Annotated in this window: 25 protein-coding genes, 1 tRNA gene and 1 pseudogene; 14 read left to right on the top strand and 13 right to left on the bottom strand. The window is 69.1% G+C overall.

From position 1 onward, the window contains the following. The first annotated feature begins 19 nt into the window (after positions 1-19). The 6 genes from Val02_RS07640 to Val02_RS07615 all read left to right on the top strand — a co-directional run bounded on the left by Val02_RS07640 (position 20) and on the right by Val02_RS07615 (position 5983). Positions 20-379: an ArsR/SmtB family transcription factor gene (locus Val02_RS07640; protein ID WP_239152533.1), complete on the top strand. Its 360-nt coding sequence runs from the start codon at positions 20-22 to the stop codon at positions 377-379. After that, positions 376-828: an SRPBCC domain-containing protein gene (locus Val02_RS07635; RefSeq protein ID WP_203898203.1), complete on the top strand. Its 453-nt coding sequence runs from the start codon at positions 376-378 to the stop codon at positions 826-828. The genes Val02_RS07640 and Val02_RS07635 overlap by 4 nt, the downstream gene beginning before the upstream one ends. An 11-nt stretch (positions 829-839) precedes the next feature. Continuing rightward, entirely contained in the window at positions 840-1109 is a 270-nt protein-coding gene (locus Val02_RS07630; RefSeq protein WP_203898202.1) for a putative quinol monooxygenase, read from the top strand. A gap of 300 nt (positions 1110-1409) precedes the next feature. Further along, entirely contained in the window at positions 1410-4361 is a 2952-nt protein-coding gene (locus Val02_RS07625; RefSeq protein ID WP_203898201.1) for a BTAD domain-containing putative transcriptional regulator, read from the top strand. Positions 4362-4572: 211 nt separating this feature from the next. Further along, positions 4573-5322 carry an arginase family protein gene (locus Val02_RS07620; RefSeq protein ID WP_203898200.1) on the top strand — a complete coding sequence of 250 codons (750 nt, stop codon included), beginning with the start codon at positions 4573-4575 and terminating at the stop codon, positions 5320-5322. Between the two features lie 55 nt (positions 5323-5377). Continuing rightward, positions 5378-5983 (top strand): class I SAM-dependent methyltransferase, encoded by a 606-nt coding sequence (locus tag Val02_RS07615; RefSeq protein ID WP_203898199.1) that lies wholly within the window; start codon positions 5378-5380, stop codon positions 5981-5983. A gap of 228 nt (positions 5984-6211) precedes the next feature. Here the strand turns inward: Val02_RS07615 and Val02_RS07610 are convergent, their stop codons facing one another. After that, positions 6212-7117 (bottom strand): oxidoreductase, encoded by a 906-nt coding sequence (locus Val02_RS07610; protein ID WP_203898198.1) that lies wholly within the window; start codon positions 7115-7117, stop codon positions 6212-6214. 65 nt (positions 7118-7182) lie between these two features. On the opposite strand from Val02_RS07610, the gene Val02_RS07605 reads away from it, so the two are divergent. After that, positions 7183-7767 (top strand): TetR/AcrR family transcriptional regulator, encoded by a 585-nt coding sequence (locus tag Val02_RS07605; RefSeq protein WP_239152531.1) that lies wholly within the window; start codon positions 7183-7185, stop codon positions 7765-7767. Between the two features lie 93 nt (positions 7768-7860). Here the strand turns inward: Val02_RS07605 and Val02_RS07600 are convergent, their stop codons facing one another. From Val02_RS07600 to Val02_RS07585, 4 genes are all read right to left on the bottom strand, one after another. Beyond that, positions 7861-8916: a hypothetical protein gene (locus Val02_RS07600; RefSeq protein ID WP_203898196.1), complete on the bottom strand. Its 1056-nt coding sequence runs from the start codon at positions 8914-8916 to the stop codon at positions 7861-7863. Between the two features lie 96 nt (positions 8917-9012). After that, the gene (locus Val02_RS07595) at positions 9013-9492 is read right to left on the bottom strand and encodes a hypothetical protein (RefSeq protein ID WP_203898195.1); all 480 of its coding nucleotides are present in this window, start codon (positions 9490-9492) and stop codon (positions 9013-9015) included. A 59-nt stretch (positions 9493-9551) separates the two neighbouring features. Next, complete coding sequence (locus Val02_RS07590; protein WP_203898194.1) at positions 9552-10058, bottom strand: RICIN domain-containing protein; 507 nt, start codon at positions 10056-10058, stop codon at positions 9552-9554. Positions 10059-10597: 539 nt separating this feature from the next. Then, complete coding sequence (locus tag Val02_RS07585; protein ID WP_203898193.1) at positions 10598-11137, bottom strand: hypothetical protein; 540 nt, start codon at positions 11135-11137, stop codon at positions 10598-10600. A 539-nt stretch (positions 11138-11676) separates the two neighbouring features. On the opposite strand from Val02_RS07585, the gene Val02_RS47175 reads away from it, so the two are divergent. The 5 genes and pseudogenes from Val02_RS47175 to Val02_RS07565 all read left to right on the top strand — a co-directional run bounded on the left by Val02_RS47175 (position 11677) and on the right by Val02_RS07565 (position 16341). Beyond that, positions 11677-12135, top strand: a complete 459-nt coding sequence (locus Val02_RS47175) for a site-specific integrase (RefSeq protein ID WP_239152530.1) — start codon at positions 11677-11679, stop codon at positions 12133-12135. Between the two features lie 560 nt (positions 12136-12695). Next, positions 12696-13073 (top strand): CU044_2847 family protein, encoded by a 378-nt coding sequence (locus Val02_RS07575; protein ID WP_239152529.1) that lies wholly within the window; start codon positions 12696-12698, stop codon positions 13071-13073. Further along, positions 13070-13582, top strand: a pseudogene (locus Val02_RS48645) (S1 family peptidase); the annotation flags it as partial. The gene Val02_RS07575 and the pseudogene Val02_RS48645, both read left to right, overlap by 4 nt. Before the next feature lie 33 nt (positions 13583-13615). Next, positions 13616-15652, top strand: coding sequence for an nSTAND3 domain-containing NTPase (locus tag Val02_RS07570; protein ID WP_239152527.1), 2037 nt, complete (start codon positions 13616-13618; stop codon positions 15650-15652). Positions 15653-15798: 146 nt separating this feature from the next. After that, positions 15799-16341: a hypothetical protein gene (locus Val02_RS07565; protein ID WP_203898190.1), complete on the top strand. Its 543-nt coding sequence runs from the start codon at positions 15799-15801 to the stop codon at positions 16339-16341. Between the two features lie 673 nt (positions 16342-17014). Here the strand turns inward: Val02_RS07565 and Val02_RS07560 are convergent. Continuing rightward, positions 17015-17095 (bottom strand) — tRNA-Tyr (locus Val02_RS07560). 155 nt (positions 17096-17250) lie between these two features. Between Val02_RS07560 and Val02_RS07555 the strand changes: the two genes are divergently transcribed. Both Val02_RS07555 and Val02_RS07550 read left to right on the top strand, forming a co-directional pair. After that, entirely contained in the window at positions 17251-17745 is a 495-nt protein-coding gene (locus tag Val02_RS07555; protein ID WP_203898189.1) for a YajQ family cyclic di-GMP-binding protein, read from the top strand. A gap of 6 nt (positions 17746-17751) precedes the next feature. Continuing rightward, a complete protein-coding gene (locus Val02_RS07550) occupies positions 17752-18453 on the top strand; it encodes a VWA domain-containing protein (RefSeq protein ID WP_203898188.1) in 702 nt (233 codons plus the stop codon). A 138-nt stretch (positions 18454-18591) separates the two neighbouring features. On the opposite strand, the gene Val02_RS07545 is transcribed toward Val02_RS07550, so the two are convergent. The 7 genes from Val02_RS07545 to Val02_RS07515 all read right to left on the bottom strand — a co-directional run bounded on the left by Val02_RS07545 (position 18592) and on the right by Val02_RS07515 (position 26158). After that, on the bottom strand, positions 18592-20253 hold the full coding sequence (locus Val02_RS07545) for an NADH-quinone oxidoreductase subunit N (RefSeq protein ID WP_239152525.1): 1662 nt from the start codon (positions 20251-20253) through the stop codon (positions 18592-18594). A gap of 40 nt (positions 20254-20293) precedes the next feature. Next, positions 20294-21784, bottom strand: a complete 1491-nt coding sequence (locus tag Val02_RS07540) for a complex I subunit 4 family protein (protein ID WP_239152523.1) — start codon at positions 21782-21784, stop codon at positions 20294-20296. A 265-nt stretch (positions 21785-22049) separates the two neighbouring features. Continuing rightward, positions 22050-23870, bottom strand: a complete 1821-nt coding sequence (locus Val02_RS07535) for an NADH-quinone oxidoreductase subunit 5 family protein (RefSeq protein ID WP_203898186.1) — start codon at positions 23868-23870, stop codon at positions 22050-22052. Next, complete coding sequence (gene nuoK / locus Val02_RS07530; protein ID WP_203898185.1) at positions 23867-24178, bottom strand: NADH-quinone oxidoreductase subunit NuoK; 312 nt, start codon at positions 24176-24178, stop codon at positions 23867-23869. The genes Val02_RS07535 and nuoK overlap by 4 nt, the downstream gene beginning before the upstream one ends. Next, complete coding sequence (locus tag Val02_RS07525; protein WP_203898184.1) at positions 24178-24678, bottom strand: NADH-quinone oxidoreductase subunit J family protein; 501 nt, start codon at positions 24676-24678, stop codon at positions 24178-24180. The genes nuoK and Val02_RS07525 overlap by 1 nt, the downstream gene beginning before the upstream one ends. A gap of 5 nt (positions 24679-24683) precedes the next feature. Continuing rightward, entirely contained in the window at positions 24684-25199 is a 516-nt protein-coding gene (locus tag Val02_RS07520; RefSeq protein ID WP_239152581.1) for a NuoI/complex I 23 kDa subunit family protein, read from the bottom strand. Beyond that, positions 25193-26158: a complex I subunit 1/NuoH family protein gene (locus Val02_RS07515; protein WP_203898183.1), complete on the bottom strand. Its 966-nt coding sequence runs from the start codon at positions 26156-26158 to the stop codon at positions 25193-25195. The genes Val02_RS07520 and Val02_RS07515 overlap by 7 nt, the downstream gene beginning before the upstream one ends. Positions 26159-26491: the final 333 nt, after the last annotated feature.

Genomic DNA, 26491 nt, shown 5'->3' with positions numbered 1-26491 from the left:
TCAGTTAATAATTTTGTCTGTGGTTACGGACCTGGACAGCACTCTCGCCGCCCTCGCCGATCCGACCCGACGCCGCATCGTCGAGCTTCTCCGCGAGCGGCCCCGCCGGGCCGGTGAGCTGGCCGCCGAGTTCGCCGTCACCGCCCCGGCCGTCAGCCGGCACCTGCGGGTGCTGCGCCGTGCCGGACTGATCACCGATCAGGTCGTCGAGACCGACGCCCGGCTGCGGGTGTACCAGCTCCGCCGGGAGCCCCTCGTGGCACTGCAGGCCTGGGTGGACCAGGTGCAGGCGTTCTGGGCGGACCAGTTGGGTGCGTTCAAGGAACTCGCGGAGCAGCGGCCCGTCATCGAGCGGTACACAGAAGGAGGAAGTTCATGACCTCAACCGGCACCGCCACCGCCTCCATCGAGGTGGCGGTCGACCCGAAGACCGCGTTCGACGTGTTCACCGCCGACATCGGCATCTGGTGGAAGCGCGGCACCCACTACTGGGTCGACCCCGAGCGCGGGCAGGCGATGCGGTTCGAGCCGCACGTCGGCGGCCGGCTCGTCGAGGTGTACGACACCGCCACCGGCGAGGGGCACGACATCGGGCTGGTCACCGCGTGGGAGCCGGGATCGCGGCTGCACTTCACCTGGCGCATGCCCGATTGGCCGGCCGGCGTCAGCACCGACGTCGAGGTCGACTTCGAACCGGTCGGCGACAACACCCTCGTCACCGTCGTGCACCACGGCTGGGACCGCATCGGCGACGGCGTCGACCGGGCGAGCGGCTACGGCAGCGGCTGGTCGGAACTGCTGACGTTCTTCGCCGCGCGGGCGCGCTGATGTTCGCCCACATGGTGGTGCACCATCCGAAGCCCGAGCACCGCGACGACATGCTCGCCTCGATGAAGCGGGTCGACGCCGCCGCGCAGGGCTCCCCCGGGCTGATCCGGATCGGGCCGTGGACGGACGGGCGGACGGATCGGCTGGTGGGGCTGGCGCTCTGGGAGTCCCGCGAGGCGTGGGAGGCCTCGTACGAGCGGATCTTCGCCGCGATCGCCGACGACCCGATCCTGGAGTGGTCCACGCAACCACCCGAGGTCTACCACCTCGCGCCGGGCTGAGCGGCGCCCGCGACAGAACGGCCCCCGGAAGCTGTGAACCAGCCGGGGGCCGCGCTGTCTGCGTGGGGCGGGTACGGATCGTGACCGCACTGACCATCTTTGCGGGACGTACAGGCTTCCGGCTGGTCGCTATCTTGATGGGCACGACCGGTTCGTATGACCGGGGTCACGCTTCTGACCTGCGATGATCCCGACCGCGGCGGGCTACGGGGGCGGTTTGCCGCACACGCGGCGGCAGTACAGCGGCAGTTCGCCGGGTGCTGCGGGCAACCCGTTGGGGCAGGAGGAGCACCCGCCATCGTGACCGAGGACACCGTGTCGCTCGACGCCGCCGTCCGGGATTCCCGGATCCGGGCCGGCCTCACCCAGCACGAGCTGGCCCACCGGGCCGGGATCAGCGTGCGCGCGCTCCGCGACATCGAGCAGGGCCGGGTCAGCGAACCGCGCCCCGCCTCGCGCCGCCGCCTCGCCCAGGCCCTCGGCCTCACCGACCTCGCCCTACCGGTCCGCGGCGCGGCCGCGCCCACCTGGACCGTCGGCGTGCTCGGGCCGGTGGCCGTGCGCACCGACGGCCGGCTGCACAGCGTCGGTTCGGCGGCGCGGCGCACGCTCCTCGGGCTCCTGGCGCTGCGCCCCAACGCCGCCGTTCCGGTGGACGAGATCGTCGACGTGCTGTGGCCCGAGCATCCGCCCCGCACCAGCCGCAACCTCGTGCACGGGCACGTCACCGCCGTTCGCGGGTTGCTGCGCGCCGCCGGTGACGTCCGGGTCGAACGGGCCGGCGACGGGTACCGCCTGGACGCTCCCGCGCACGCCGTCGACGCCGCACTCTTCGAGGACCTGCTCGCCCGAGCCGCGACGGCGTTCGGCCGGGACGCCGCCGAGGACGCCCTGCGCTGCTACGGCGAGGCGCTCGACGTATGGCGCGGCAGGGCGGTCGCCGACGCCGGGGCCAGCCTCCGCCAGCACCCCACCGCCGTGGCACTCGTGCACCGGCGGCTCGACGCGGCGCTCCGGTTCGCCGATCTGGCGCTGCGGCTGGGCCGGCCCGCCGCGTCCGCCCTGCAGGCCCTGCTCGCCGAGGAACCCCTGCACGAGGCGCTCGCCGCCCGGCTCATGACGGCGCTGGCCGGCGCCGGTGAACAGTCCGCGGCACTGGCGACGTACGACACGATGCGGCGCCGGCTCGCCGACGAACTCGGCGTCGAACCCGGCCCCGACCTGCGCGCCGCCCACCTCAAGGTGCTGCGCCAGGAGGTGCCCCGCGCGGCGTCCGGACCGGTGGAGAGCAGGCGGCCCGACCCGGTCGCCGTCCGGCCCGCGCAGCTGCCGGCGCCCACGGCGCTTTTCGTGGGGCGCGACGGGCAGCTCGACGAACTGAACGCCGGCCTCGACGACGGAGTTCCGAGCGTCATCACCGGACCGGCCGGCGTCGGCAAGACCACGCTCGCGCTGCACTGGCTGCACGGGCTGGCCGAACGGTTCCCCGACGGGCAGCTCTACGTCAACCTGCGCGGGTTCGACCGGGCCGGGAAGCTGCGGCCGGAGCAGGCGGTGCGCGGGTTCCTGCAGGCGCTGGGTGTGCCGCCGGAGCGGGTGCCGGCCGACGCGGACGGGCAGGTGAACCTGTACCGGAGCCTGCTCGCCGGAAGACGAATGATCGTTCTCCTGGACAACGCCAGCGACGCCGAGCAGGTCAGGCCCCTCATGCCCGGCGCGCCGGGCTGCCTCGTGGCCGTCACGAGCAGGAACCGGCTGCCCAGCCTCGTCGCCGCAGAGGGCGCCCGGCCCGTCCCGGTCGACCTGCTCACCGTGGCGGAGTCCCGGCGGCTGCTGCGTCGCCGGCTCGGCGCCGCGCGGGCCGACGCCGAGCCGGACGCGCTCGATGAGATCGTCGACGTGGCCGCACGGCTGCCGCTCGCGCTCGGAATCGCCGCCGCCCTGGCTCGCCAGTTCCCCCAAAAAGCTTTGAGGGAACTGGTGGCCGAGATGCGGGCGGCCGGCAGCGGCCTGGACGCCTTACCGGGCTGGGACGACGCCACCGATCTGCGCGCGGTCTTCTCGTGGAGCTACCACGCGCTCAGCCCGGCCGCGGCGAACCTGTTTCGCCTGCTCGGCGCGCAACCCGCACGCGACCTCGGCGCCGACGCGGCGGCCGCCCTGGTCGGCGCCCCGCCGGAGACGGTCCGACCCGCCCTCGCCGAACTGGTCCGCGCCCACCTCGTCACCGAGGACCGGCCGGGCCGCTACGGCTTCCACGACCTGCTGCGCGCCTACGCCGCCGAGCTCTCCGCGGCCCTCGATCCGCCCGGGGCCGTCGTCCGGCTGCTCGATCATTACCTGGCCGCCGGCCGGTCGGCGGCGGAAGTGTTGTATCCGCGCGGGGCCGGGCCGGCGACCGGCCGTCCGGAGGAGGCGCTGGCCTGGTTCCGCGCCGAACATCACGCGTTGCTGGCGTTGCTCGATCATGTCGGACGTCATCGGCTCGACAGTTACGCCGGTGACCTGGCGCGCGCCTTCTTCGATTTCCTGGACCGGCAGGGGCACTGGCACGACCTGCTGTGGACCCACGAGATCGCGGCGGCCGCGGCCGGCCGGCTCGGCGACCTCTCCGCACAGGCCCGCGCGCATCGGAGCCGGGCCACGGCGTGGATCCGGCTCGGGCACTTCGAGGCGGCGGCGGAGTCGATGGCGCAGGCGCTGTCGCTGTTCACCGCGGCCGGGGACGACCTCGGGGTGGCGCAGACGCTGGTCAACCGCAGCGGGGTCGCGCACAACCAGGGGCGGTACGCGGACGCGCTGGACGACGCCCTGCGCGGGCTGGAGATCGTGCGGGCCGGCGGCCACCGCCGCGAGGAGGCCATCGCCCTGAACGCCGTCGGCTGGCACCAGACGAAACTCGGCCGCTTCGCGGACGCCGTCGAAAGCGGCACGGCGGCGCTGGAGTTGTACCGCCGCAACGGCGACAACTTCGGGGCGGGGAACGCGCTCGACAGCCTCGGCTACGCCCACCACAACCTCGGCGAGTACGCCCGGGCCGCCGACTGCTACACGGCCGCGCTGGAACTGTTCGCCCAGGTCGGCGACAGGTACGGCGGCGCCAACACGCGCACCCACCTCGGCGACACCTACCACGCCCGGGGGGACGTCGACGCGGCCCGCGAGTCCTGGGCGGCGGCGCTTTCCGTGCTCGAGGAGCTGGAGCATCCGGACGCCGCGCGGGTCCGGGCCCGGCTGGCACGGCCTGTTTGACTTCGGGCCTGCCGGGCTCGTCGTCTCGGGTGAGCCCGCCGGCCCGGCTTCACCATCGCGGCGTCGTGGTCCTGCGGCAGCCACTGCTGCCCGCCGGGCCACCCGGCCGGGCGGCGCCGGGATTCACAGCTCGGGGCGTCGGGCCCCGGGATACATCGCCCGCCCGAGCCCGGCCATCATTTGTCAGACAGGGCGAAGGGGGAGCCGACTCGTGACGACGATCGTGGTGCCGTACCACCTGGACGAGTACCTGCCCGGGCTGGACGGAGCCGGAAGCGTCAGCTCCGGCCCGCTTCCCGGCGCCGACCTCTGGGAACGCCTCGGCGGGCTGTACTCGACCGTCGCCTCGCGCGTCGCCGCGTCGCCCCTCCCGGCGGTCGTCGTCTCCGGAGACTGCACGGTCGCCCTCGGAACGGTCGCCGGCGTGCAGGCCGCCGGGATCTCGCCGGCGCTCGTGTGGTTCGACGCGCACGGCGACGTGCAGACCATCGAGACGTCGCACTCGGGATACATCGGCGGGATGCCGGTGCGCTTTCTCTGCGGGTACCGCCCCGATCTGATCTCCTCGGCCCTCGGGCTCTCCCCGCTACCGGAGTCGTCCGTGCTCCTCGTCGACGCGCGGGACCTGGATCCGCCGGAGGCGTCGTATCTGTCGTCGTCGGCCGTCCGGGTGTGTTCGGTCCCGGAGGTGTCGTCGTCCGTGCTGCCGGCCGGGCCGCTCGTGTTGCACCTCGATCTCGACGTCATCGACGGGTCGGAACTGCCGGGTCTTCGCTTCGCGGTTCCGGGTGGGGCCTCGGTGGCGGACGTGGTGGCAGCGGCGCGGCGGGTGGTGGCGACCGGGCGGGTCGTGGCCCTGGACATCGCCTGCACCTGGGATCCGGCCATCGCGGATCCGTCGGGGGCGCGCGAACGGGTGGTGGCGGAGCTGCTGGGGTTGATGGGAACCGCCGGAAGCTAGGTCGGCGCAGTTCCTGCTCGGCCACGCTTCCCGTCGCGAGTGCGATGATCAGCGGGTGAGTGCAACGAACGGCTGGCTGCGGCTGGTGGAGTCCAATCCCGGCCATTCGCAGTGGTACATCGACCGGTTCAAGGGGCTCGCCGACTCCGGCGCCGACCTGCACGGCGAGGGCCGCCTCATCGACGCGATGGTGCCGCGCCGTTCGCGCATCCTCGACGCGGGGTGCGGGTTCGGGCGCGTGGGCGCGTATCTGGCCGCCGCCGGTCATGAGGTCGTCGGCGTCGACCTCGATCCGGTGCTCATCGCGGCCGCCCGCGAACAGACCCCGGGAGCCCGCTGGATCCAGGCCGACCTGGCCGAACTCGACCTCGCCGCGCACGGCGTCACCGAAGGGTTCGACATCGTGGTGTGCGCGGGAAACGTGATGACGTTCCTCGCGCCGGACACGCGGCGGGCCGCGCTGCGGCGGATGGCCGACCAGCTCCGGGACGGCGGGCGGGTGGTGGTCGGGTTCGGCGCGGGGCGGGAGTACGAGTTCGACGCGTTTCTCGCCGATGCCGGGGAGTCGGGGCTCGTGCCGGATGTGCTGCTGTCGACGTGGGATCTGCGGCCGTTCGGGGAGGGGGCGGAGTTTCTCGTGGCGATTCTTCGCCGGGCGTAGCGGGCGTCACCGCATCCCGGCCCTCGACCCGCGCCCTGCCGAAGCCCTGGCCCGCGCGACCCGTGGCATCAATGGCCGACTGACATCCCGGCCATGTAACTCCACGAAAATAAGGTGGCTGGCGTACCGCCCGCGGTGATCTTGCAGCCCGCCCTGGCCCCGGGGCCAGGGCAAGGCGCCGGCACCCAGCAGGCCCGGAAAACGCGGGCCGGCATTCCGCGGACCCGGTCAGGGTTTGCTCGGCGCGGCGCTCAGCGGAAACGTGACGCCGGTCAGCTCCTCCGAGACCGTCCACAGCCTCCGGGCGACCGCGGCATCCTCCGCACTCTTGGCGCGTCCGACCAGCTTCGGCGCCCCGCGCCCCTGCAGGAACCCGCCCGGCCCGACATAACTCCCGCCCGGTACGTCCACCACCGCGGCGTACAGCGTCGGCAGCGCACCGTCCTCCGCGCTCTGCGCGAAGCGGCTGGTGACCGAGTCCCGGAGCCGGTACAGCACCGAACGGTCGCGTTCGAGGTGATCGAGGAGCCCGGTCGCGGCCATGCCGGGATGCGCGGCGGTCGCGAGCACCGGCGAGCCGGCCTCGGCGAGCCGGCGCTGCAGTTCGGCGGTGAAGAGCAGGTTTGCCAGCTTCGACTGGGCATACGCGGGGAACGCCCGATACGGCCGGCGTTCCCAGTTGAGGTCGCCGAAGTCGATCGCCCCGGCCCGGTGGCCGTTCGACGAGACGGTCACGATCCGCCGGTTGATCCGGGGCAGCAGCAGGTTGGTGAGGGCGAAGTGGCCCAGGTGGTTCGTGCCGAACTGCAGCTCGAACCCGTCGGCCGTGCGCCCGAGCGGCGGAATCATCAGCCCCGCGTTGTTGATCAGCACATCGATCGGCGCATCGGACCCCGCGGCGAACTCCCGCACCGACGCGAGGTCGGCGAGGTCGAGCCGGCGCGCCACGACATCGCCGGCCATGGCGGCGGCGGCCGCGTTCCCCTTGGCGAGATCCCGAACGGCGAGCACGACGCGCGCGCCCCGGTCGGCCAGCACCGCGGCGGCGGCGCGCCCGATGCCGCTGTTCCCGCCGGTGATCACGACGGTCCGACCGGTCATGTCGGGCACCTGCCCGGCAGTGAATGTTGTCATGAGCAACAATGTATGCACCGACAACAAAGCTGTCAACGACAACATCGTCGGCTAGAGTGCTCGGTGTGCCCCCGTACCACCACGGAAATCTCCGCACCACCCTGCTCGCCGCCGCCGAACGCAGCCTGCGCGAGCACGGCGCCGACCAGCTCTCCCTGCGCGAGCTGGCGCGCGAGGCCGGCGTCAGCCACGCCGCCCCGCGCCGACACTTCCCCGACCGGCAGGCGCTGCTCGACGCGCTGGCCGAGGCCGGGTTCGCCCGGCTGGACGTGGAGCTGCGCGCGGCCGTGGCCGACACCCCGGAGACCTTCGGCCCGCGGTTACACGCGACGGCGGCGGCGTATCTGCGGTTCGCCACGCGGGATGCGGCGCTGCTGGAGCTGATGTTCACCCGCAAGCACCGCGACGGCGCCGAGCGGCTGGTGGCGGCCGCGGCCGCGCCGTTCGGGTTCATGCACGAGCTGATCGTGCAGGGCCAGGCCGAGGGGGTCCTGGAGGCCGGAGATCCGCAGCGCGTGGGGATCGTGCTCTTCGCGACGCTGCAGGGGATCGCCACGCTGATCAACGGCAGCCTGGTGGCTCCGGAACTGCTCGACGGGATCGTCGAGACCGCGGTGGATCAGTTCATGCGCGGTTCGCGCAGGTCTTGAGACTTTCATTTTCGCGGGTCCGTCGTGGGCGCGACCGCTGCCTCCCGGGCCGCACCGCTTCGCTGCCGCGTCCGAGTGCAGGCGCCTGGCGGGTCACACGTCGGTAGGGCCACGCGCGATCAGCGGTCGCCCGTTCTCCCGGATAACGACGGTGGACCGCCACGGACCGTGCAGCACATGCGCGAGGCTGGCGTGCCCCGCGCTGAGCGCCTCGGTGACCTCCGCGCGGCCCTCGGTGAGCTCATCGAGCTCCGCGTAGTGCCGCGCCAGCGTCGGCCCGCGGGAACTGAGCCACAGCGTGATCTCCGCACCTCGCGTCAGCGCGGCGGCCAGGTCGTCGCGGGCCGGCCCCGGCTCGGCGGCGGCGATCAGCTTGTGCAGGCGTTCCTGGGCGGAGGGCTGGTCCCTGGTCGCGGCACGTGCGGCGCAGCGCGGACACGCCGCCCTCCGGTCCGCCACGAAGTGATGCAGATACAGAACGACATCGCGCACCGGTATGCCGCACAACGTCCGCTCGCCGTCGACCGCGTGTTCCACCCGATCCGCGGAGGTCCCGCTCCCGAACGCGGCCGGCTTCCGGGCGTTCGCAAAGGACCAGCCGGGGCGGTCCGGTCCGGCCTGACGACGCAGCGGGCGACGGACGAGCACCGGCCGCGCCCCGTGGGGCATGACCACTACGAACCGCCACGAGTCGCCCCGCACCTCGGCCTGGTCGACCCGACTCGCGTTCCGCAGCGCCTCGTCCGCCTCGGGACCGCCCTCGACCGCCTCGTGCAGCCGCAACTCCGGTCTCACCGAGTCGGCGGAACTCCCCATCGTCCACGGATGAACCGACGCACCCCGCCGCAGGGCGTCGAGCACCTCGTCCCGCAGCGTTCCCGGCTCCGCCGCCAGCACCTTGTCGTACAGCCGCTCCTGGACCGACCTCCGCGGCGGCGTCGCAGCGGCCTTTTCCGCACACGCATCGCACGTGGCGTCGCCGCCCGGCTCGAACGTGCCGCGCCCGAATGACACCTCCGGCAACGGGATGCCACAGAGGGTGGCCGAGCCGCTCGCGGCATGGATCACGTCGCCGGCCGGGCCGGAGGCGACACAGGCGTGGAATTCGGCCGGGCACCGCCGCCAGCCATCGTGTTCATCGAACAGCACGCGCAAACCGTAATGGCACGCACCAATTCAGGGCGACGAGGTTTCTCGGTCGGCCCGCGGGTCACACGCTTACGTCGCCGACGCAATCGGCCGGCGCTACGGCGTTCCCACATCAATGACCGCTCGTGGCTCGGGCCGCAACAATCGTCGCCAGATCGCCGGGCCGCCGTAAACCACCACCGCGTACGCGCCCAGCGGCCCCGGCAACGCCAGCAGTCCGACCAGCCACGCGACAACGGCGTCGGCGGCCGTCACGTCCGTGGCCACCGACACACCCGCCACATAAATTGCCGCGAACAACGCCGCCGCACCGGCCGTGACCGCGAACCGGCCCGCAGGACCGCCCCGGTCCGCCGCACCGAGCGCCATCGACGGCACGAACAACAGCGGGACCAGCACGGCGCCGACCACCGCCGCGATCAGCACCAGGAACGGCCCGGCCAGCGGGCCGCCGGTGCCGAGGTCCTCCCCGACGGCATACGCCAGCAACACCAGATAAACCACCAGACCCTGGACGGTGAACACCACCCAGGCGACCCCGGCACCGATCCCGTGCAGGGCGATTCTGCCGAACAAGCCGAGCCTCCCGACCCCCGTGTCGATCGTCGTCAGGAATCTACGCCCCGCCGGTCGCCTCAGTGCGCCCAGAACAGCTGATAATCCGAGGTGTTCCGCGGGAACGCCCGAAGCCCGTACGGGAAACTGTCGTCCATGAAACGCCCGGTCGACTGGCTACCGAAATGGATGTAGGTCATGGCCGGCAGGCGATTGTTGAAATTGAGCACCCAGCGCTGGTAGACCGAGCCGTTGCACGGGAACGCCCGAAGCCCATGCTGGATGCTGTCGTCGATGCACCGTCCGGTGTTCTGATTGACCAGATATCCGGTGAAGTCATAGCGCCAGCGCTGGTGGTCGGTGCCGTTGCAGGGGAACGTGCGCAGGCCGGCTCGGAAGCTGTCGTCGAGACACTTCTTTGTGGCCCTGTTCCGGAACGCGCACCAGGTGAAACAGCCGCCCCACTGAGTCGGTGCCGCGGACTGCTTACCGATCCGGACCGGGATCGGGGCGGCGTCGGCGGCCTGTGGGGTCGCGGCGGTCAGTGCGGCGGCGACGGTGATGGCGGCCACGGCGACGGCGAACATTCTTCGCATGCGCTTCTCCGTTCGGGTCGTCACGGTTGAGCGTCTGCGAGCGTTTCACCGCCTGTTCCAACGGTGGCTCGGGTGGCCGCAAGCGGTCAGCGCCGAGGGCCGGACCTGTGCGTGGTCGGAGAGGTCCTGGGTGCCGGGCTTCGGCACCTCGGCCCGATGGCCGCGGGGCCCGGCGGCGGGGCCTCGACACGCATACGACACGAGCCAGCGAGATCGCGCGAGTCAAAGCGGGACTCAGTGGGGACGCACGAAAACGCCCGCGGCCGGCATCTGCGCTGGTCACGGGCCTCTTTTGCTGAGTGTGGCGGGTAGAGGATTCGAACCTCTGCAGCTTTCGCGACGGACTTCAGCCCTGGTCACGCATGCCCTTCTAACTGCACAAACTACGCCCCGGCACCGGACCTGGGGTTAGCCCCGGGGGGTGGGGAGGCTTAGAAGAAACTTTCCATAATGTGCCGTCCGGCAACACCGGCGAACGTTGCTACCTCCCGGCCACCTATGCCGGCCGGCGTTTGCGCAGTGGCGTCCCGTCAGATCCGGTTGCGGACGGAAGTGGACAACTGGCGATTGGCGATGGTTGCGGTGCAGGTGAGCATCAGCGACTGCCGGACTGTCCCGACGTAGGAACCGGTCAGCGAGTAGCGGACAACGCCGTTCACTTCGTAGCCGTTCGAAATCTTGCGCGCTTCGTCAACGGTGATCTCTTCGACGGAGACCAGGATTGAGGAGCTGGAACCGGATCGTTCACGCCTCTGGAACTCGGCAGCGATCGCGGTAGTGCACTCACGTTTCGCGTCTTCCGCGGTCGGCCCCAGAAGGACAGAGCCGCCAGCGGTGCCGAATCCCACAACGAGCAGACCGACAGCAGCGACCACACCCAGGACTACCACGGCACTCACCACAACGACGGGCACGAGCCACGGTCGCTTCCTACGCGCGGGAGCATTCGCGACGGGCATTCCTGCCGGCATGACGTACACCGTCGGCGCCTGGTAGGCCAGCGGGGTGCCCGCCGGTCGGCCGGGGTCGCCGGTCGACGCGTCTTCCACAACCACGGTTGGCTCAAGCATTGACTACACCCCTATGCGTTCGGACCTGGCGAGTGCCGACGTCAACAGTTCGGCAACAGCGGTGCCAGCCGAGTGCCCGGCTAGGTTCAAATTGGTCGCGCCCCCAGCTTCACCACCACCCGACCTTCAGGAGCACGGCGACGCTGTGTCCGAGCCGGCGGGCAACCTCGGTCGGCGGCACGCCCGCCGGCCGAGCTGGCGGCGGCCGTCGAGTGGGCGGAGCAGAACACGGTCAAGCTAAGCGCGCTCGCCGATGCCGCTCTGGTCCGAAAGGCGCTCGACAGCCTCGCGTTGCTGTTGAAAGGTGGTAGGGCGGCGGCAGCCAGCACCGTTGCCCGGAAGCGGGCCGTGTTCAGTGGGGTACTCCGGTACGCGGTCCAGCTGGGGCACCTCCAGTCGCACCCGATGGAACGGGTGAGCTGGACCGCGCCGAAGAACACCGACGAGGTCGACCGTCGCGTGGTGGCGAGTCCGGCCCAGGTCCGAAAGCTGCTCGCGGCTGTGGACGAACGGACTCCGGAACTGACGGCGTTTTTCGGGTGCATGACTACGCCGCTCTACGGCCCGAGGAAGCGCTTCACATCCGCGAGGACGAATACGAACGGCCGACGCAAGATGGCGGGTGGGGATGGCTTCACCTCACCGGCGCCACCGTGGCGGTCGGCAACGGATGGGGCGATGGTGACGGCACGGTTGAACACCGGAGTCTCAAGCACCGTGGGCGGAACGCGACGCGCGACGTTCCGGCGACTTCGGCGCTCTGCGCGCTGCTCGACCGCCACATCAAGGAGTACCCATCGGGACCGAACGGCCGGCTGTTCGTCACCCGACGCGGCCCCGGTGGGTACTACGGGCCTACGGCTGGTCAACCGGTCACGAACAACGCCTATGGCACGGCCTGGCGCAAGGCGCGGGAAGCGGCGTTGACGCCAGTTCAGCAGCGGTCGCTGCTCGCGATGCGGCCGTACGACCTGCGACACGCGGCAGTGTCGCTCTGACTCAATGCCGGGGTGTCGGCTCCGCAGGTCGTGGAGTGGGCCGGGCACAGCGTCCACGTGCTGATGAAGGTGTACGCAAAGTGCATCGACGGCCAGCAGGAAGAGGCAATGAAACGGATTGAGGCTGTCCTGCAACCGTTCTCGGTGACACCGATCGACCACCGCAATCGTCCTAGCCGACAGCCCGGCTGAGCGGTTAAACCATTGACTCCCTAGCCGAAGCTTAGCAGTTGCCAGGTAGCCCGTTCATCTGCGTTCTCGCAAGTGGACGGGCTACGTGCGCTGTTTTCGAAGGACAAAGGCCCGCACTTTCAAGGTCCATAACGGTTCGTGAAGCCACGATGCAGCGCTTGACCAGAACGCAAGATCACTTGGCATACACGGCGTGGCGCGGCCAACCCGAAGCAGAAGGGCACGCCTTTGATCTACATAGCGCAAGGTCAATGTCACCTATCCGACGTAACGCCCGGTGATCAAACAGTTACAGCGATCCTTTAGCGGCACGGCAAGTGCGGCGGGCACAGGCTTAGCGGAACAAATCCGACAGGGGTGATGCGGCAATGCTACTTCCCGTTGATCTAAACGGTGTATCGGTGCTTGTCGAAACCACTTCCATCGGAGGCACAGAACCAACCTCTGGACGCAACCGGCGAACTGAGCGAGCGTCCGACATGTTCGCCGATGCACAGACTGTAATTGAGGAAATGGCTATCTCCGCACTAGAAACCGGCCGCCGCATTTGCTCCCGAGCGGGGAAGCCAGATCAGCTAGAGATTCAATTCGGCCTAAAATTTGCCACACAAGGAACGATAATTGTAGCTAGCGCGTCTGCCGAAGCATCGCTCGTTGTAAAGATCGTCTTCGGTGCAACGCCGAGCAATGACAGCGACACGGTCGACAGCACCACAGCTCCGGCGAGCGGACAGGACGAGCAATGACAGATATATTCCAAGGAACTAATCGCTTGCTGTTCCTGGGCAGAGTCGTCGGTGACGACCTTAGGCCGATCGGCACATGTTTTCAAGTCGCCAACGGTATTCTAGTAACTGCCCATCACGTCATTAAGGACGCAACCTGGAACCACGATACGTCGAAAGTCTGGGTCGAACCCATGCACGGAGCGGGCGGGGAAAGGTTTCAAGCAGTCGTTGTCGCTACCGACGAAATGCATGACCTCGCTGTTCTCAGATCAGAGCAATCGCTCGCGGGAAGTGCGCCTTACCTCGCATACTCTGACATGCAGCCGGCTGATACAAAGCTTGCCCTACTAGGGTTCGGTCGAATCCCTGATGGCACAACGGAGTCTGAGTACGGCTACCTCCCCTCGAATGGCCGGTGGGAGGGCCCAGCCGAGAAGTCGACAGGTTTGCTACTAGCAAGAGCCGAAGCGTCAGGTGTGGCACTCGGGATGAGCGGATGCCCAGTCCTTCGTGAGCTGGACCATGCGGTTATTGGTGTCCTAAGTGGCAGGTACAACTCGATGGATGCATGGCATCCCCATCGAATCTGGATCTCCCGAATCGAGGATCTAGAGCGGCTGCTCGACGGATTAGCCGACGTTCCCATCGACAGGCTGCCCAGCAAAAATCCCGCGCTGCGGTCCAATTGGCTAAATGGAACCTCGCTCGACAGGCAGAGCATTAAAGAAGACAAGTTTTTCGTACAAGGGCCGGAATGGTCGAAGCCCTGGGGATCAGCCATTGACCGACTCGCGAAACACGGCGTCCTAATTGTTGTTGCGGCACCTGGAGTCGGTGCTTCGACGTTCGCAAAACATCTATTGGCTGAAGCTGCGCCAGGTGACGCCAGGCTGGTTCAATTGGATCCAGGAGACTGGCAAGAGCCCATAGTTTCGGCGATACCAGTGGGCGCTAAGCAAGCTGCGGTCATCGATCTGCGCGACCCTCAGCACGACAAGCCATCAAGCTCATTTCTTGCAGGGCTCAGTGGTCTATCTTTACAAAACCTGAGCATGAAGTCGCGTTTGATCATTACTGTTCGAGAGGAGTTGTGGCAGAGGGCCAGGTCCAACGAAATCCGAGACGTGGGCATCGTCTATCTAAGCACGCCACCAGACTCTGAAAGCATAGTAGAACGCTATATCGAGTCGGAGGCGCCAAGCCTGCTCGCCGCCGTGCAAGGCGAGCAAGTGAAGCCAAAAATAACTGGACGGAATGCTATCCAAGCGATGGCTACTGTCGAGAAGATTCTGCAAGCCTACCAGCTAGCTAAAGAACGGCTAGGAGAGACAGCACAGCTCTCAGCCGACGACATAAAAGACGTGATAGACGACCACCTCGGAGAATTGGATGCCCTCTTCAGTGAACCCGGCTCGTCATCCCAAGCCGATCACAATGGCCGTGGATCTCAAGTGCAGGCTCTGTCGTTTGATGACAGGTGCCTGCTCATCACACTAGCAAGCCGCGGCAAAGCCACTCTGAGCCAATTAGAATCAGATGCGGAAAGCTTGAAAAAGGTTCTTCGGAACGATTCTGGCGGACAAGCTGCGCGACCGATAGAACCTCACACGGCGCTGTCGGGCGCTGGCCTACGCGGACGACTTTCTCGGATCCAAGCGTGCACTGATTTCGACGAATCAGTGCGGTTGCAACAGCCACACCTTGCAGAACCGGTAGTGCAGTATGTATGGGATAACTACCCGGCGGTTCGGTCTTCGCTAGTTCGTTGGCTTGTAACCATCGCTAAAGAGGGCGCCGATCAAGAGGCCATTGCCATCAAGCTGATATCAATGGTCGTTCGCCGACGTCAAGATGCGGACTTTCTTAGGACTGACCTAGCACGGATCTGCACAGGAAGTGATCAAAGGAGAATACTAACCGAGGTCCTTATTGCAGCACTCGAAGATTCCCATATGCAGCGACGCGCCGAGCGACTGCTATATGACTGGGCGATTCGAATCGATCTACAAGATGTAGTCGTCTTGTCCGCAACGAGAATGCTCAAGACAAATCGTCGCGACATCGCAGTGCGAAGGCTACAAAGAGTCGCCGACTTCGACAAGACTCCGCCGCAAGTCAAGCAAACCATCGCCGCCATTTTTAAGGATCTCGCCACTAGTACGCAGGTCAGCAATTGGTTCCAGACAACAAGTCGGACATGGTTCCACAATTCGCCTGACAGTACGGCTTCCCGACTTGCGCTCGCAGCGCTACTAGGAACAAGAATCGATGGCGTACCGTGGTTGTTGACTCCTGAGGCGGACGAGTCTGCCGTCGATTCCGTTCTCGGCGAGTTGGTTTCTGACATTGAGGTCAATGAGGCAATCGCAGCTCTTGTGCGCGATAGCAGCTCAGATGATTCAACCTATTGGCGCGTGATAGACAAGCTTGGCACAGCGGCGGTCCGCCGTGGCGCAATAGCACCAATAATCAATCTGGCAGATCGGCTTCGAGACGCTGGCCGTGCCGCTGGACGGGATCCCGTCTCCGACCTCAGTACTCGCTTGAAGATTCGGTCAATCATTCCGAGCGATCCGCACAGAACTACCGTTTCGTGAGATTTCAACTATTCAGCCGTAGCGTCGATTTTCAATTTCAGGAACCGTTGCGGGCGCCTTCGGCCACGGAAGGAGCCGGGTTCGAGGTCGATGTTCGCGGCAGATACTCTTGCGGATCCGCAAGGCACACGGACGTAGGCAGTTTGGTGCGAGCCACGCTGACCGCTAACGTTCTCAGCATTTGCGGACGGTGGGAGGCGGATGAGGCGTCGAGCGCATCGGACGCCATCAACGCCGAATTCGGCGCGCCCCGGAGTTGCTCGCAAGGATACTTTCGGGACCTTGTAGCCGAAGTAAGAATACGCACGAGTGCGGAAGCTCGCCAGGCAGCGGAGCGCAGCAGAGCTGACCGCGCCCGAGTCGCCAGACTTCAATACCTAAAGGCCGCGCTCTACTCTGACCCTACCCTTCTGGCGATCGAGTACTTAGACCGCAATCCCAGCGCAAAGATTGATACCTCAAGACTTGATGGTCTTCAAAAGTTCGCCGACGAGATTCGCCATCGAGAACAGTGGTGGTCACCGATAATGCGCGCGTGGGATGAATTGGCGGTCCGCACCATGTCCGCCGAATCGGCGGACATCGCAATTGAAGTGCTCATTGACGCAATAAGACGCCTTGACTTGAGCTTGGCGCGCCGCCATGGCGTGGACAGCAACACAGCCACGTTTTCACCTGATGCGCCCTGAGCTGAATTGACCGGTGCTTGTCTGACTTCGCATGAAGAGGCGCTCGCGGATGCCGTGGTGGTTACTAATCCTCGCCCTTGCCGCGTTGGCCACCATTCTCGGCGTAAGCCTGTCCGAAATCCGAGAAGATGGTTGTCACGTGCACCGCCTAACCATAGTAATCCTCATCGCAGGAGCACTGCTGCTTCTTGTGGGCGCAGGTCTCCTCAGTCTTGGCGTTCGCTAACAGCGAAACCGCCAAACAGCAGAGTCTTCTGGAAAAGGGCCGTCGCGATGCCGCCGCTCCGGAGGCGAGTGGCCGCACATCGCCGCGATAGCGCGACATGGCGAGTACCTGCGATCACTGACGGCCTTCGTGCGGAGTTGCTGGTGACCGAAGCCGTCAGGCTTCACCGAAAGTTTGTCCTGCGCAGTCGATGTCGAACGCTAAGTCACGGGAGAGGCATCCGGGGCTCCGCAGACGAAGGCAGGTGGCACATGCTTCGACCAGACAGCCCGACAGCACTGGCGGCCGAGATGGCTGACAGCGCGCAGCGGTCGAGCGGAAAGCAAACTTTGCCGCGCATTTGCCGCGACCCCTGAGCCCCACCCATCCCCGGTGCGACCCAGTCAGACCAACGAAGAAGGCCCCCGCCAGGCATATCGCCTGGTCAGGGGCCTTCTCGCCGGCAAGTGGCGGGTAGAGGATTCGAACCTCTGTAGCTTTCGCGACGGATTTACAGTCCGCTCCCATTGGCCGCTCGGGCAACCCGCCATGCCACCAACCCGGTAGGTCAGCGGCGACAGCAAGGATAACGGTACGCCCCCCGCCCCGCGCAAACGGGTACCCTCGCCAGAGCCGCCCGGCCTTCCGACCGGCCGAAGCGGAGCACAGGCCCCGGATCCGCAGACACAGGAGCACACACCGCCATGGCGTCCGCACCATCGTTCGACATCGTCAGCAAGGTCGACCACCAGGAGGTCGACAACGCGCTTCAGCAGGCCGCCAAGGAGTTGACCACCCGGTTCGACTTCCGGGGCACGGGCGCGGAGATCAAGTGGTCCGGCGAGGAGGGCGTGGCCCTGCAGGCCGAGACCGAGGATCGGGTGAAGGCCGCGCTCGAGGTGTTCAAGGAAAAGCTCGTGAAGCGGAACATCTCCCTCAAGTCGCTGGACGCCGGTGAGCCGCGCCAGTCGGGCAAGATCTACCGGCTCGACTGCAAGATCATCCAGGGCATCGACTCGGACAAGGCCAAGGCCATCAGCAAGAAGATCCGCGAGGAGGGGCCGAAGGGCGTCACGCCGCAGATCCAGGGTGACCAGCTTCGGGTCACCGGGAAGAAGCGGGACGACCTGCAGGCCGTGATCGCGCTGCTGAAGGCCGCCGACTTCGACGTCGCGCTGCAGTTCACGAACTACCGGTAGCACCCGGTGCCGATCGATCTCACGAAGCTTCAGGAGACCGCGCCCGGGCTGGTCAACCTCTACAAGACCGCCCGGGTCAGCCTCGACAAGCACCGGCTCGGCGGGGTGCGCGCGGCCGTGTACCTGGTCATCGACCACTCGCGTTCGATGAGCAGGTACTTCAAGGACGGTTCCGTGCAGGGGCTGGCCGAACGCGTGCTGGCCCTGGCGGCGCACTTCGACGACGACGGCACGGTGCCGGTGGTCTTCTTCGACTCGCACGCCCGCCAACCGGTGAACATCTCCGTGAGCGACTATGCCGGTTCGATCGATCGGATCAAGTCGACCGCCGGCGTGATGGGCAGCACCGACTACGCGTCGGCGATGCGGGCGATCATCGAGCTGCACGCCCGGCAGTCGGGGCCGGCGTTCGTCGTGTTCCAGACCGACGGCGCGCCGAACTCCAAGCGGGAGACCACCGAGGTCCTCTGCGAGGCGGCGCGGCTGCCGATCTTCTGGCAGTTCATCGGGTTCGGCGACGACGAGTTCGCTTACCTGCGGCGGCTGGACGATCTGCCGGTGCCGGCGAAGCGAGTCGTGGACAACGCCGGATTCTTCCCCGCGGGCAAGGATCCGCGCAGCATCCCCGACGACCGGCTGTACGACGAGCTGATGGCGGAGTTCCCGCAGTGGCTCGGCGCCGCCCGGGCCGCCGGGATTCTCCGTTAGAAAGAACAATCCCTTTGCCACGGTCCGTCGGGTGCGCTACCGCTGCTCCCGCGGCGGACCGCTCCGGGTCGATCCGCTTTCAGCGTGATCGACCACTGCGCTGCCAGGCCCGCGACACCAAGGACCGGCGCGGGGACGCTAGGACCAGACGACCAGGTCGAACACCAACTGTGGCGCGAACCCGGCCACGAGACCGGCGGCCGTGAGCAGCGTCAGCGCGGCCGCCACCGTCCACGATGGACGTTCCAGGCGGCCGCCGGACGGGCCGGTGAAGAGGATCCGCGCCGCGCGCACGTAGTACGCCAGGCCGATGACGGCGTTGATCGCGACGACCACCGCCAGCCACGTCGCGTCGCCGTCGACCAGCACCCGCACGACGGCGACCTTGGCGAACAGGCCGGCGATCCCCGGTGGCAGCCCGGCCAGCCCGGCGAGCGCGAGCCCGATCACGACCGCGCGGGCCGGTGCCCGACGGACCAGACCCGCGTAGTCGTCCAGGTTTCCGCCGTCCGCGCCGGGTCCGCGGGTTCCGATTATTCCGCCGAACGCCGCAAGCTCCAGAAGAACGAAGAACACCGTGTAGCCGAACGCGACGGCCAGCCCACCGGGGACGGCCAGCGCCGCGACGATGTAGCCGGCCTGCGCGATCGACGACCAGGCGAGCAGGCGCACCATCCTGGTCTGGCGCAACGCCACCAGGTTGCCCACGGTCATCGTGAGGACCGCCAGGACGGCCAGCGTCGGCCCGGTGACGTCGGTGGCGGCCGGCAACGCCTTCGTGACGACGTACCCGATCGCGATCACCCCGCCGAACTTCGACGCGGTCGACAGGTACGCGGCGACCGGCAGCGGTGCGCCGTCGTACGTCGTCGGCGCCCAGGCGTGCAGCGGCACCGCCGCCACCTTGAACGCCAGCCCGGCCAGCAGCAGCACCGTGCCGGCCGTGGCGATCGGCCGCAGCGCCGGGTCGACGACGGCGTTCGAGACCATGCGAACGGCCCCGAAGTGGATCGCACCGGTGGCGGCGTACACGAGGGCGGCCCCGAGCAGGCTGATCGCCGTGGAGATCACGCTCACCACGAGGAACGTCACCGCGGCCTGACCGGACTCGACCGCCCGCTCCGGTCTGCGGCGCAGGCCGACCAGCACGTACAGCGGCAGCGTCAACGTCTCCAGCGCGACGATGAGCGTGATCAGGTCGGCCGCGCCGGCCAGCACCACCCCGCCGGTCATCGACGCCACCAACAGGAACGCGTACTCCCCCGGCGGCGCGTCGACCCCCGCCGACAGCGCCAGCACGGCAAGGGTGATCAGCCCGAAGGCCGCCATGAGGGTGGTCGCGCGGGCATCCACCGCGAACGAGCAGTCCGGAGCCTCCGCGCCGCCGCAGAACGCCGTCCGCACCCGCCCGTCGAGCCCCAGACCCAGCCAGGCGGCGCTGACGGCCACGGCGAGCGCACCCACCGCTCCCACGATCAACGGCAGGCGCCGCCAGAAAAGGGCGACCCCGCCGGCATCCGCAGCCGGGCCGGCCGAACGCCCACCGGCCGACCCATCGGACGGAGCGGCGTCGGACGGAGCGGCGTCGGACGGAGCGGCGTCCACAGTGGACTGCGACGGCAGCGCCCGGCCCGTACCCGTGGCGGCGCCGACTCCGGCGAGCACGCCGCCCCGTACGGTCACCCGACGCGGCGTTTCCCGCACCGCCGGCGGCACCGGCTTCAGCAGATCGGCGACCAGCACCAGGACGGCCGTTCCCGCGGCGAGGTACGCGGGGAGAAGTGCCACGTGATCGATCACGACCCACCACCCGCCGTCGGCCGACGCCCGGACCCAGTGTTCATCGGCCCACCACCCCGTGCAGTGCGTCGACGGCAGCCGCACCCGGCCCCAGCACGAGCGCCGGCAGCAGGCCCAACGCCACGATCAAGAGCACCAGCGGCGCCCAGGCCACCAGTTCGGCGGCGGACAGCCGGGGGCCGTCCAGTGCCAGCACAGCCGGCGAGGCGGGCCCGTGCGTGGTCCGGCGCAGCAGCCGCAGCAGGTAGGCGGCCGCCAGCGCCGCGCCGAACGCCGCCACGACGCCGAGGACGTTCCAGTAGGCGCCGCCGGTGCGCAGCGCCGCCACGATCGCGAACGCCTCACCCCAGAACCCGGCCAGCCCCGGCAGCCCGAGCGAGGCCACGGCGGCGAAGCCGAGCAGGCCGGACAGCCCGGGTGCGGTTTCCCGCAGGCCGCCGAGCTTGGCCAGTTCGCCGGTGTGGGCGCGATCCTTGACGGCCCCCGCGAGGAAGAACAGCAGGCCGGTGATGAGTCCGTGGGCGACGTTGCCGACGAGCGCCGCCTGGAACCCGACGGGCTGCAACGTGGCGATCCCGAGCAGCACGAACCCCATGTGCCCCACGGACGAGTAGGCGATGAGCCGCTTCACCTCGTTCTGCGCGAGGCACACGAGTCCACCGACGATGATCGCCGCCGCGGCGAACCCGCCCAGGACCGGCGCGGCGCCCTGCGCGGCATCCGGCGCGACGCCGACGGCGACCCGCAGCAGCCCGTAGGTGCCCATCTTGAGCAGAACGCCCGCCAGGATCACCGAACCCACCGTGGGCGCCTCGGTGTGCGCGTCCGGCAGCCAGGTGTGCAGTGGCCACAGTGGACTCTTGACGGCGAACCCGATCGCCAACAGCACGAACGCCGCGTACTGCGTTCCGGTGCCGAGCCGCGTGCCGGTCAGCTGCACCAGGTCGGCGGTACCGGCGGCGCCGACCACCGTCACCAGGCCCACCAGCAGGAGCACCGATCCGAGCAGCGTGTACAGCACGAACATCCGGGCCGCCCGCCGACGCCCCGGCCCGCCCCAGCCGGCGATGACGGCGTACATCGGTAGGAGCACGAGTTCGAAGAAAACGAAGAAGAGGATGAGATCCAGGGCGAGGAAAACGCCGAGGATGCCCACCTCGATGATCAGTAGTAGTGCGACGAGCAACCGGCCGCGACCCGGATCGGGGACCCGCCAGAGCGTGTAGCCGCAGCACAGCAGCGTCAGCAGGGCGGTGAGCACCACCAGCGGGTACGAGATGCCGTCGACGCCGAGGTGGAACCGCAGGTCGAGGCTGGGCACCCAGGCGACGTCCACCTGGTGCCACGGCACCAGCGCCGGCCCGGTGTCGACACGCGTCCCACGCCCGATCGGCAGCGGCAGCGTCGCGAGGAACGCCACCGCCGCCGCCACCGTCCCGGCGATCCGCCCGGCGAGGTCATGCCGGACGAGGGCCGCAGTGACCGCCCCGACGGCCGGCACGACGAGCAGGACCACCAGCAGAGCACTCACGCCGCACCCCACTCACCGCACGACACCACGCGAGAACGCCCCGCCCCGACCGGACCCGCCCGAAGCGGGGCCGTCGGCAGGCCCACCACCGACGCACCCGCCGCCCCACGGAAGCCGACACCCCGGCCAGTGCCCGCCGGAACCCGAGCCACCGAGCGCCAGCCTTCCCGCAGCGCGGCCACCCGCAGCCATACGCCCGACGCACGCTCCGCCCGGACGCCGAAACTCTGATCGAGGCCCGCCGAAGCCCGCTCCGCCCGCGCGTTCACAGCACCGCCCTCAACACCACCGCACCGACCCCCAGCACCAGCGCCCCGGCCAGCGCCGCCGTGGCCGCCCGCGGCATCGGCGCCCGGTGCAGCAGGGCGAGCCGCCCGCCGGCGCCGCGACTCCCCCGCCCGATCCCGCGCACGGCTCCGCCGACCCCCGACTCGTCCGCCCGCAGCACCGCCGCGGAGACCGCCAGCACCGGCCGGGTGACCAGCGCGTCCTGCACCGCGTCCAGGTAGAAGGCCGACGCGAACGAGCCCCGCCCGGGCAGCCGCGCGGCCGGGTCGGCGGCCGGGTCGCGCCGCCACATCAGCCACGCCAGCGCCACCCCGAACGCCGAGGCCAGCAGCGGCACCAGCACGGCGGCGTCCAGGTGCCCGAGTTCCGGGGACGGGCCGGTGGTGGAGAGCGCGCCGAGCCGCGCGGAGAAGTCGGGGGCGAGGGCCACGAAGCCGAGCAGCGCCGCGGGCACCGCGAGGACCACGACCGGCCCGCGCATCAGCGCCGGCGGCTCGTGCGGGGACGACGCGCGGGGCGGGCCGAAGAAGAGCCCCAGCCACAGCCGCGTGGCGTACCAGCCGGTGACCGCGACGGTGACGACGCCGACCCCGTAGACGACCCACGCGATCCCGCTGCCCTCGTGCAGCGCCGCCGCCAGTACCGCTTCCTTGCTCCAGAACCCGGCGAACGGCGGCACCCCCACCAGCGCCGCCAACCCGATGGTCGTCACCACGAAGGTCACCGGCATCGACCGCCGCAGCCCACCGGCATCGGCGATGAGATTGCTCCCGATCGCGTGGATCACGGCCCCGGCGGCGAGGAACAGCAGCGCCTTGAACGCCGCGTGCGTCAGCAGGTGGAACAGCGCCGCCGACGGCACCCCGACGGCCAGCGCACCCGTCATGTACCCGAGCTGGCTCACGGTCGACCAGGCCAGCACCCGCTTCATGTCGGCCTGGGCGGTGGCGGCCAGCGCTCCCAGGAGCATGGTGACCACGGCCATGATCCCGAGCACCGTCAGCGCGACCGGCGTGGCGGCGAAGAGCGGATACAGCACCGCGACCACGTAGACGCCCGCGGCCACCATCGTGGCGGCGTGGATCAGCGCCGAGATCGGCGTGGGGCCAGCCATCGCGTCCGGCAGCCAGGTGTGCAGGGGGAACTGCGCGCTCTTGCCGGCGACCCCGGCGAGCAGCAGCAGGCAGACGGTCAGCCGCGTGCCGGCCGGCAGGTCAGCGGCCAGCACGGTGTCGATCCGGAACGACCCGACCCGCACCCCGAGCAGCGCGATGCCCAGCAGGAACCCCACGTCGCCGACCCGCGTCACCAGGAACGCCTTGACGGCCGCCCGCGGCGCCTCGGGCAGCCGGCGGTCGTGGCCGATCAGCAGGTACGAGCAGATGCCCATGACCTCCCAGCCGACCAGCAGCTGCACGAGGTCGGCCGACACCACGACCAGCAGCATCGCCGCCGTGAACAGGGAGACCTGCGCCGCGTAGGGCGCATAGCGTTCGTCGTCGTGGAGGTAGGCGACGGAGTACAACTGCACCGCCAGCGCCACGACCGCCACGGTCACCGCGACCCACACCGTGGCCGTGGTGGCTCGCACCCCGGCCGTCACCTCGATGTCCACGAAGTCGGCGACGACGGCGGTGCGCTCAAGCCGTTCCAGCGAAAGGAGAGAGAGCGCGACGACGAGGGTCGCGGCGGCCGAGACCACCGCGAGCGCCGCCGGAAGACGTCGACCGCGCAGCAACAACCCGACCAGCGCCGCACCGAACGGGATCAGCGGCAGCGAAGCCAGCAGCGCCGTCACGGCTCACGCTCCAGCGGGATCTCGTCGACGGCCACGGCGCGCCGCAACCGGTAGAGCTGCAGGACCAGCGCCAGCGCGACACCGATCTCGGCGGCGGCCAGCACGATCACGAACAGCGCGAACACCTGCCCGCCGGCCGGCAGCACGGCGCGCACGGTGGCGTCGGCGGTGACCAGGACGAGGTTGACCCCGCCGAGGATGAGTTCGACGGCCATGAGCAGCAGGATCGCGTTGCGCCGCACCAGAACGCCGTACGCGCCCAGCCCCACGAGCGCGGCCGCGATGACGTAGGGGATCACCGGGTGCATCAGCGACTCCCGATGTCCGGCCGGCTGACCACGATCGCGCCGATCAGGGCGGCGAGCAGCAGCACACCCACCACCTCGAACGGCAGCACCCACGCCGTGAAGATCTGCTCGCCCAGAGCGGTCGCCGTGCCGGGCGAAGGCAGGTCCACGCGGCTCCACCGGTATCCGCTCACGAACAGCGCGGCCAGGCCGAGACCGGCGCCGCCGCCGATCAACGCGCCCGGCCAGCGTGGTCGGTCGAGATCGTCGCTGGCGCCGATCGGGGCGCGGGTCAGCATCACGGCGAACAGCAGCAGCACCACCACGGCCCCGACGTAGAGGAGCACCTGCACCCAGGCCACGAGTTCGGCGGCGAGGACGAGGTAGCACCCGGCGACGGCCAGCAGGTTGACCACCAGCCAGAGGCCGGCGCGCACGATGTGCCTGGTGCTCACCACCAGAACGCCCGCGCCGACCGCCACCGCGCCGAGCGCGACGAGCAGAAGATCGGCCGTGGTCATGCGCGTCATCCTGCCAGTTGCGTCTTGCGGGCGGCGGTCTCCTCCTTGGCGGGCTCACCGTTGGTGTCGTGGGCCGGCGGCGGCGGGACGGTCTCCACCCAGTCGCCGAGGCGTTCCTTGTCGTGCAGCAGGTCCCGGATGTCGTACTCCGCGTACTCGAACTCCGGGCTCCAGTACAGCGCGTCGAACGGGCACACCTCGATGCAGATCCCGCAGTACATGCAGAGCGAGAAGTCGATGTCGAACTGGTCGAGGACGTTGCGCTGACGGGCCCGCGCCGCGCCGGGGACCTGCACCTCCTCCTTGTGGGAGTCGATGTAGATGCACCAGTCCGGGCACTCGCGGGCGCAGAGCATGCAGACGGTGCAGTTCTCCTCGACGAGGGCGATGACGCCGCGCGAGCGCGGCGGCAGGTCGGGCGGGGTGTCCGGATACTGCCGGGTGGTCGACCGCTTGGTCATCGTCTTGAGGGTCACGGCCAGACCCTTGGCCAGCCCTTTTCCGGGGAACTCACTCACAATGCCACCTTCACCGCGACCGTCAGCACCAGCTGGGCCAGTGCCAGGGGCACGAGCACCAGCCAGCACAACCGTTGGAGCTGATCCTCGCGCAGCCGTGGATACGCCACCCGGAACCAGATGATCACGAACGACACCGCGGCCACCTTGATCAGCGTCCACAGCCAACCCAGCTCGGCGTCGAGCCCGAACGGCCCCTTCCACCCGCCCAGGAACAGCACCGTCGTCAGCGCGCCGATCACCAGGATGCCCACGTACTCGGCGAGCACGAAGAAGGCGAACCGCAGCCCGGTGTACTCCGTCATGTAGCCGAAGACCAGTTCGGAGTCGGCGATCGGCATGTCGAACGGCGGCCGCCGGATCTCCGCCAGCCCCGCCACGAAAAAGATCACCATCGCCGGGAACTGCCACAGCAGCCACCAGGGCCGCCACGCCTCGACGATGCCCGGCAGGCTGAGCGTCCCCGCGGCCATCGCCACGCTCGCCGCCGCCAGGACGAACGGCAGCTCGTAGCCCAGCAGCTGCGCGGCCGCCCGCAACCCGCCGAGCAGCGCGTACTTGTTGGCCGATGCCCACGCCGCCATCAGCACCGACACGACGCCCACGCCGACGACCGACAGCACGAAGAACAGCCCGATGTCCAGCGGCTGCGCGACGAGCCCGCTCGGCCCGAGCGGGATGACCAGCAGCACGACGAGGTACGGCAGCAGCGCCACCACCGGCGCCAGCCGGAACACCGGCCGGTCCGCCTCGCGCGGCGTCACGTCCTCCTTCTGCACGAACTTCACACCATCGGCGATCAGCTGTGCCCACCCGTGGAACGCGCCCGCGTACATCGGCCCGAGGCGGCCCTGCATGTGGGCCATCACCTTGTGCTCGGTCTGCCCGATCAGCAACGGCAGCGTGAGGAACGCCGCCACGACGGCGAGAACGCGCAGGACCAGCTCCACCCAGACCGGCACGCCTACTCCCCCTCGCCCTCGGCATCGCGCGTCCCGTCCGCCGGCCGAACTCCGTCCGCCGCGGCCGAGCCGCCCCCGCCCGCTGCCGCCGGCCCATCGCCTGATGCCACCGACCCTGCCGCCCGACCGGAACCGGGGCGCGCCGCATCATCGCGCACGGCCTCGGCGTCGTGGTCGGGATCGCCTTCGCCGCCGGCCGACGCCGTCCGACCCGCACCGTCGCCGGCGGGTCCCGTTTCGGCGTCGCCGCCGGAGTCCCCGACGAGCCGCGCCCGGTCCTCGGGCCCGGCTTCGCCGCCCGCCACCGTAGACCCGCCGGCGCCGGTCGAACGC

The organism is Virgisporangium aliadipatigenens (genome assembly GCF_016863615.1).
GTDB lineage: Bacteria > Actinomycetota > Actinomycetes > Mycobacteriales > Micromonosporaceae > Virgisporangium > Virgisporangium aliadipatigenens.
This window is presented reverse-complemented; position numbering and strand designations above follow the sequence as displayed.

Bases quoted from the DNA above. Each gene is read 5' to 3' on its own strand.
- Val02_RS07635 (WP_203898203.1), top strand. From the start codon at position 376: ATGACCTCAACCGGCACCGCCACCGCCTCCATCGAGGTGGCGGTCGAC.
- Val02_RS07630 (WP_203898202.1), top strand. From the start codon at position 840: ATGGTGGTGCACCATCCGAAGCCCGAGCACCGCGACGACATGCTCGCC.
- Val02_RS07610 (WP_203898198.1), bottom strand. From the start codon at position 7,117: ATGACAACATTCACTGCCGGGCAGGTGCCCGACATGACCGGTCGGACC.
- Val02_RS07590 (WP_203898194.1), bottom strand. From the start codon at position 10,058: ATGTTCGCCGTCGCCGTGGCCGCCATCACCGTCGCCGCCGCACTGACC.
- Val02_RS07585 (WP_203898193.1), bottom strand. From the start codon at position 11,137: ATGCTTGAGCCAACCGTGGTTGTGGAAGACGCGTCGACCGGCGACCCC.
- Val02_RS07575 (WP_239152529.1), top strand. From the start codon at position 12,696: ATGCTACTTCCCGTTGATCTAAACGGTGTATCGGTGCTTGTCGAAACC.
- Val02_RS07570 (WP_239152527.1), top strand. From the start codon at position 13,616: ATGGATGCATGGCATCCCCATCGAATCTGGATCTCCCGAATCGAGGAT.
- Val02_RS07555 (WP_203898189.1), top strand. From the start codon at position 17,251: ATGGCGTCCGCACCATCGTTCGACATCGTCAGCAAGGTCGACCACCAG.
- nuoK (WP_203898185.1), bottom strand. From the start codon at position 24,178: ATGCACCCGGTGATCCCCTACGTCATCGCGGCCGCGCTCGTGGGGCTG.
- Val02_RS07525 (WP_203898184.1), bottom strand. From the start codon at position 24,678: ATGACCACGGCCGATCTTCTGCTCGTCGCGCTCGGCGCGGTGGCGGTC.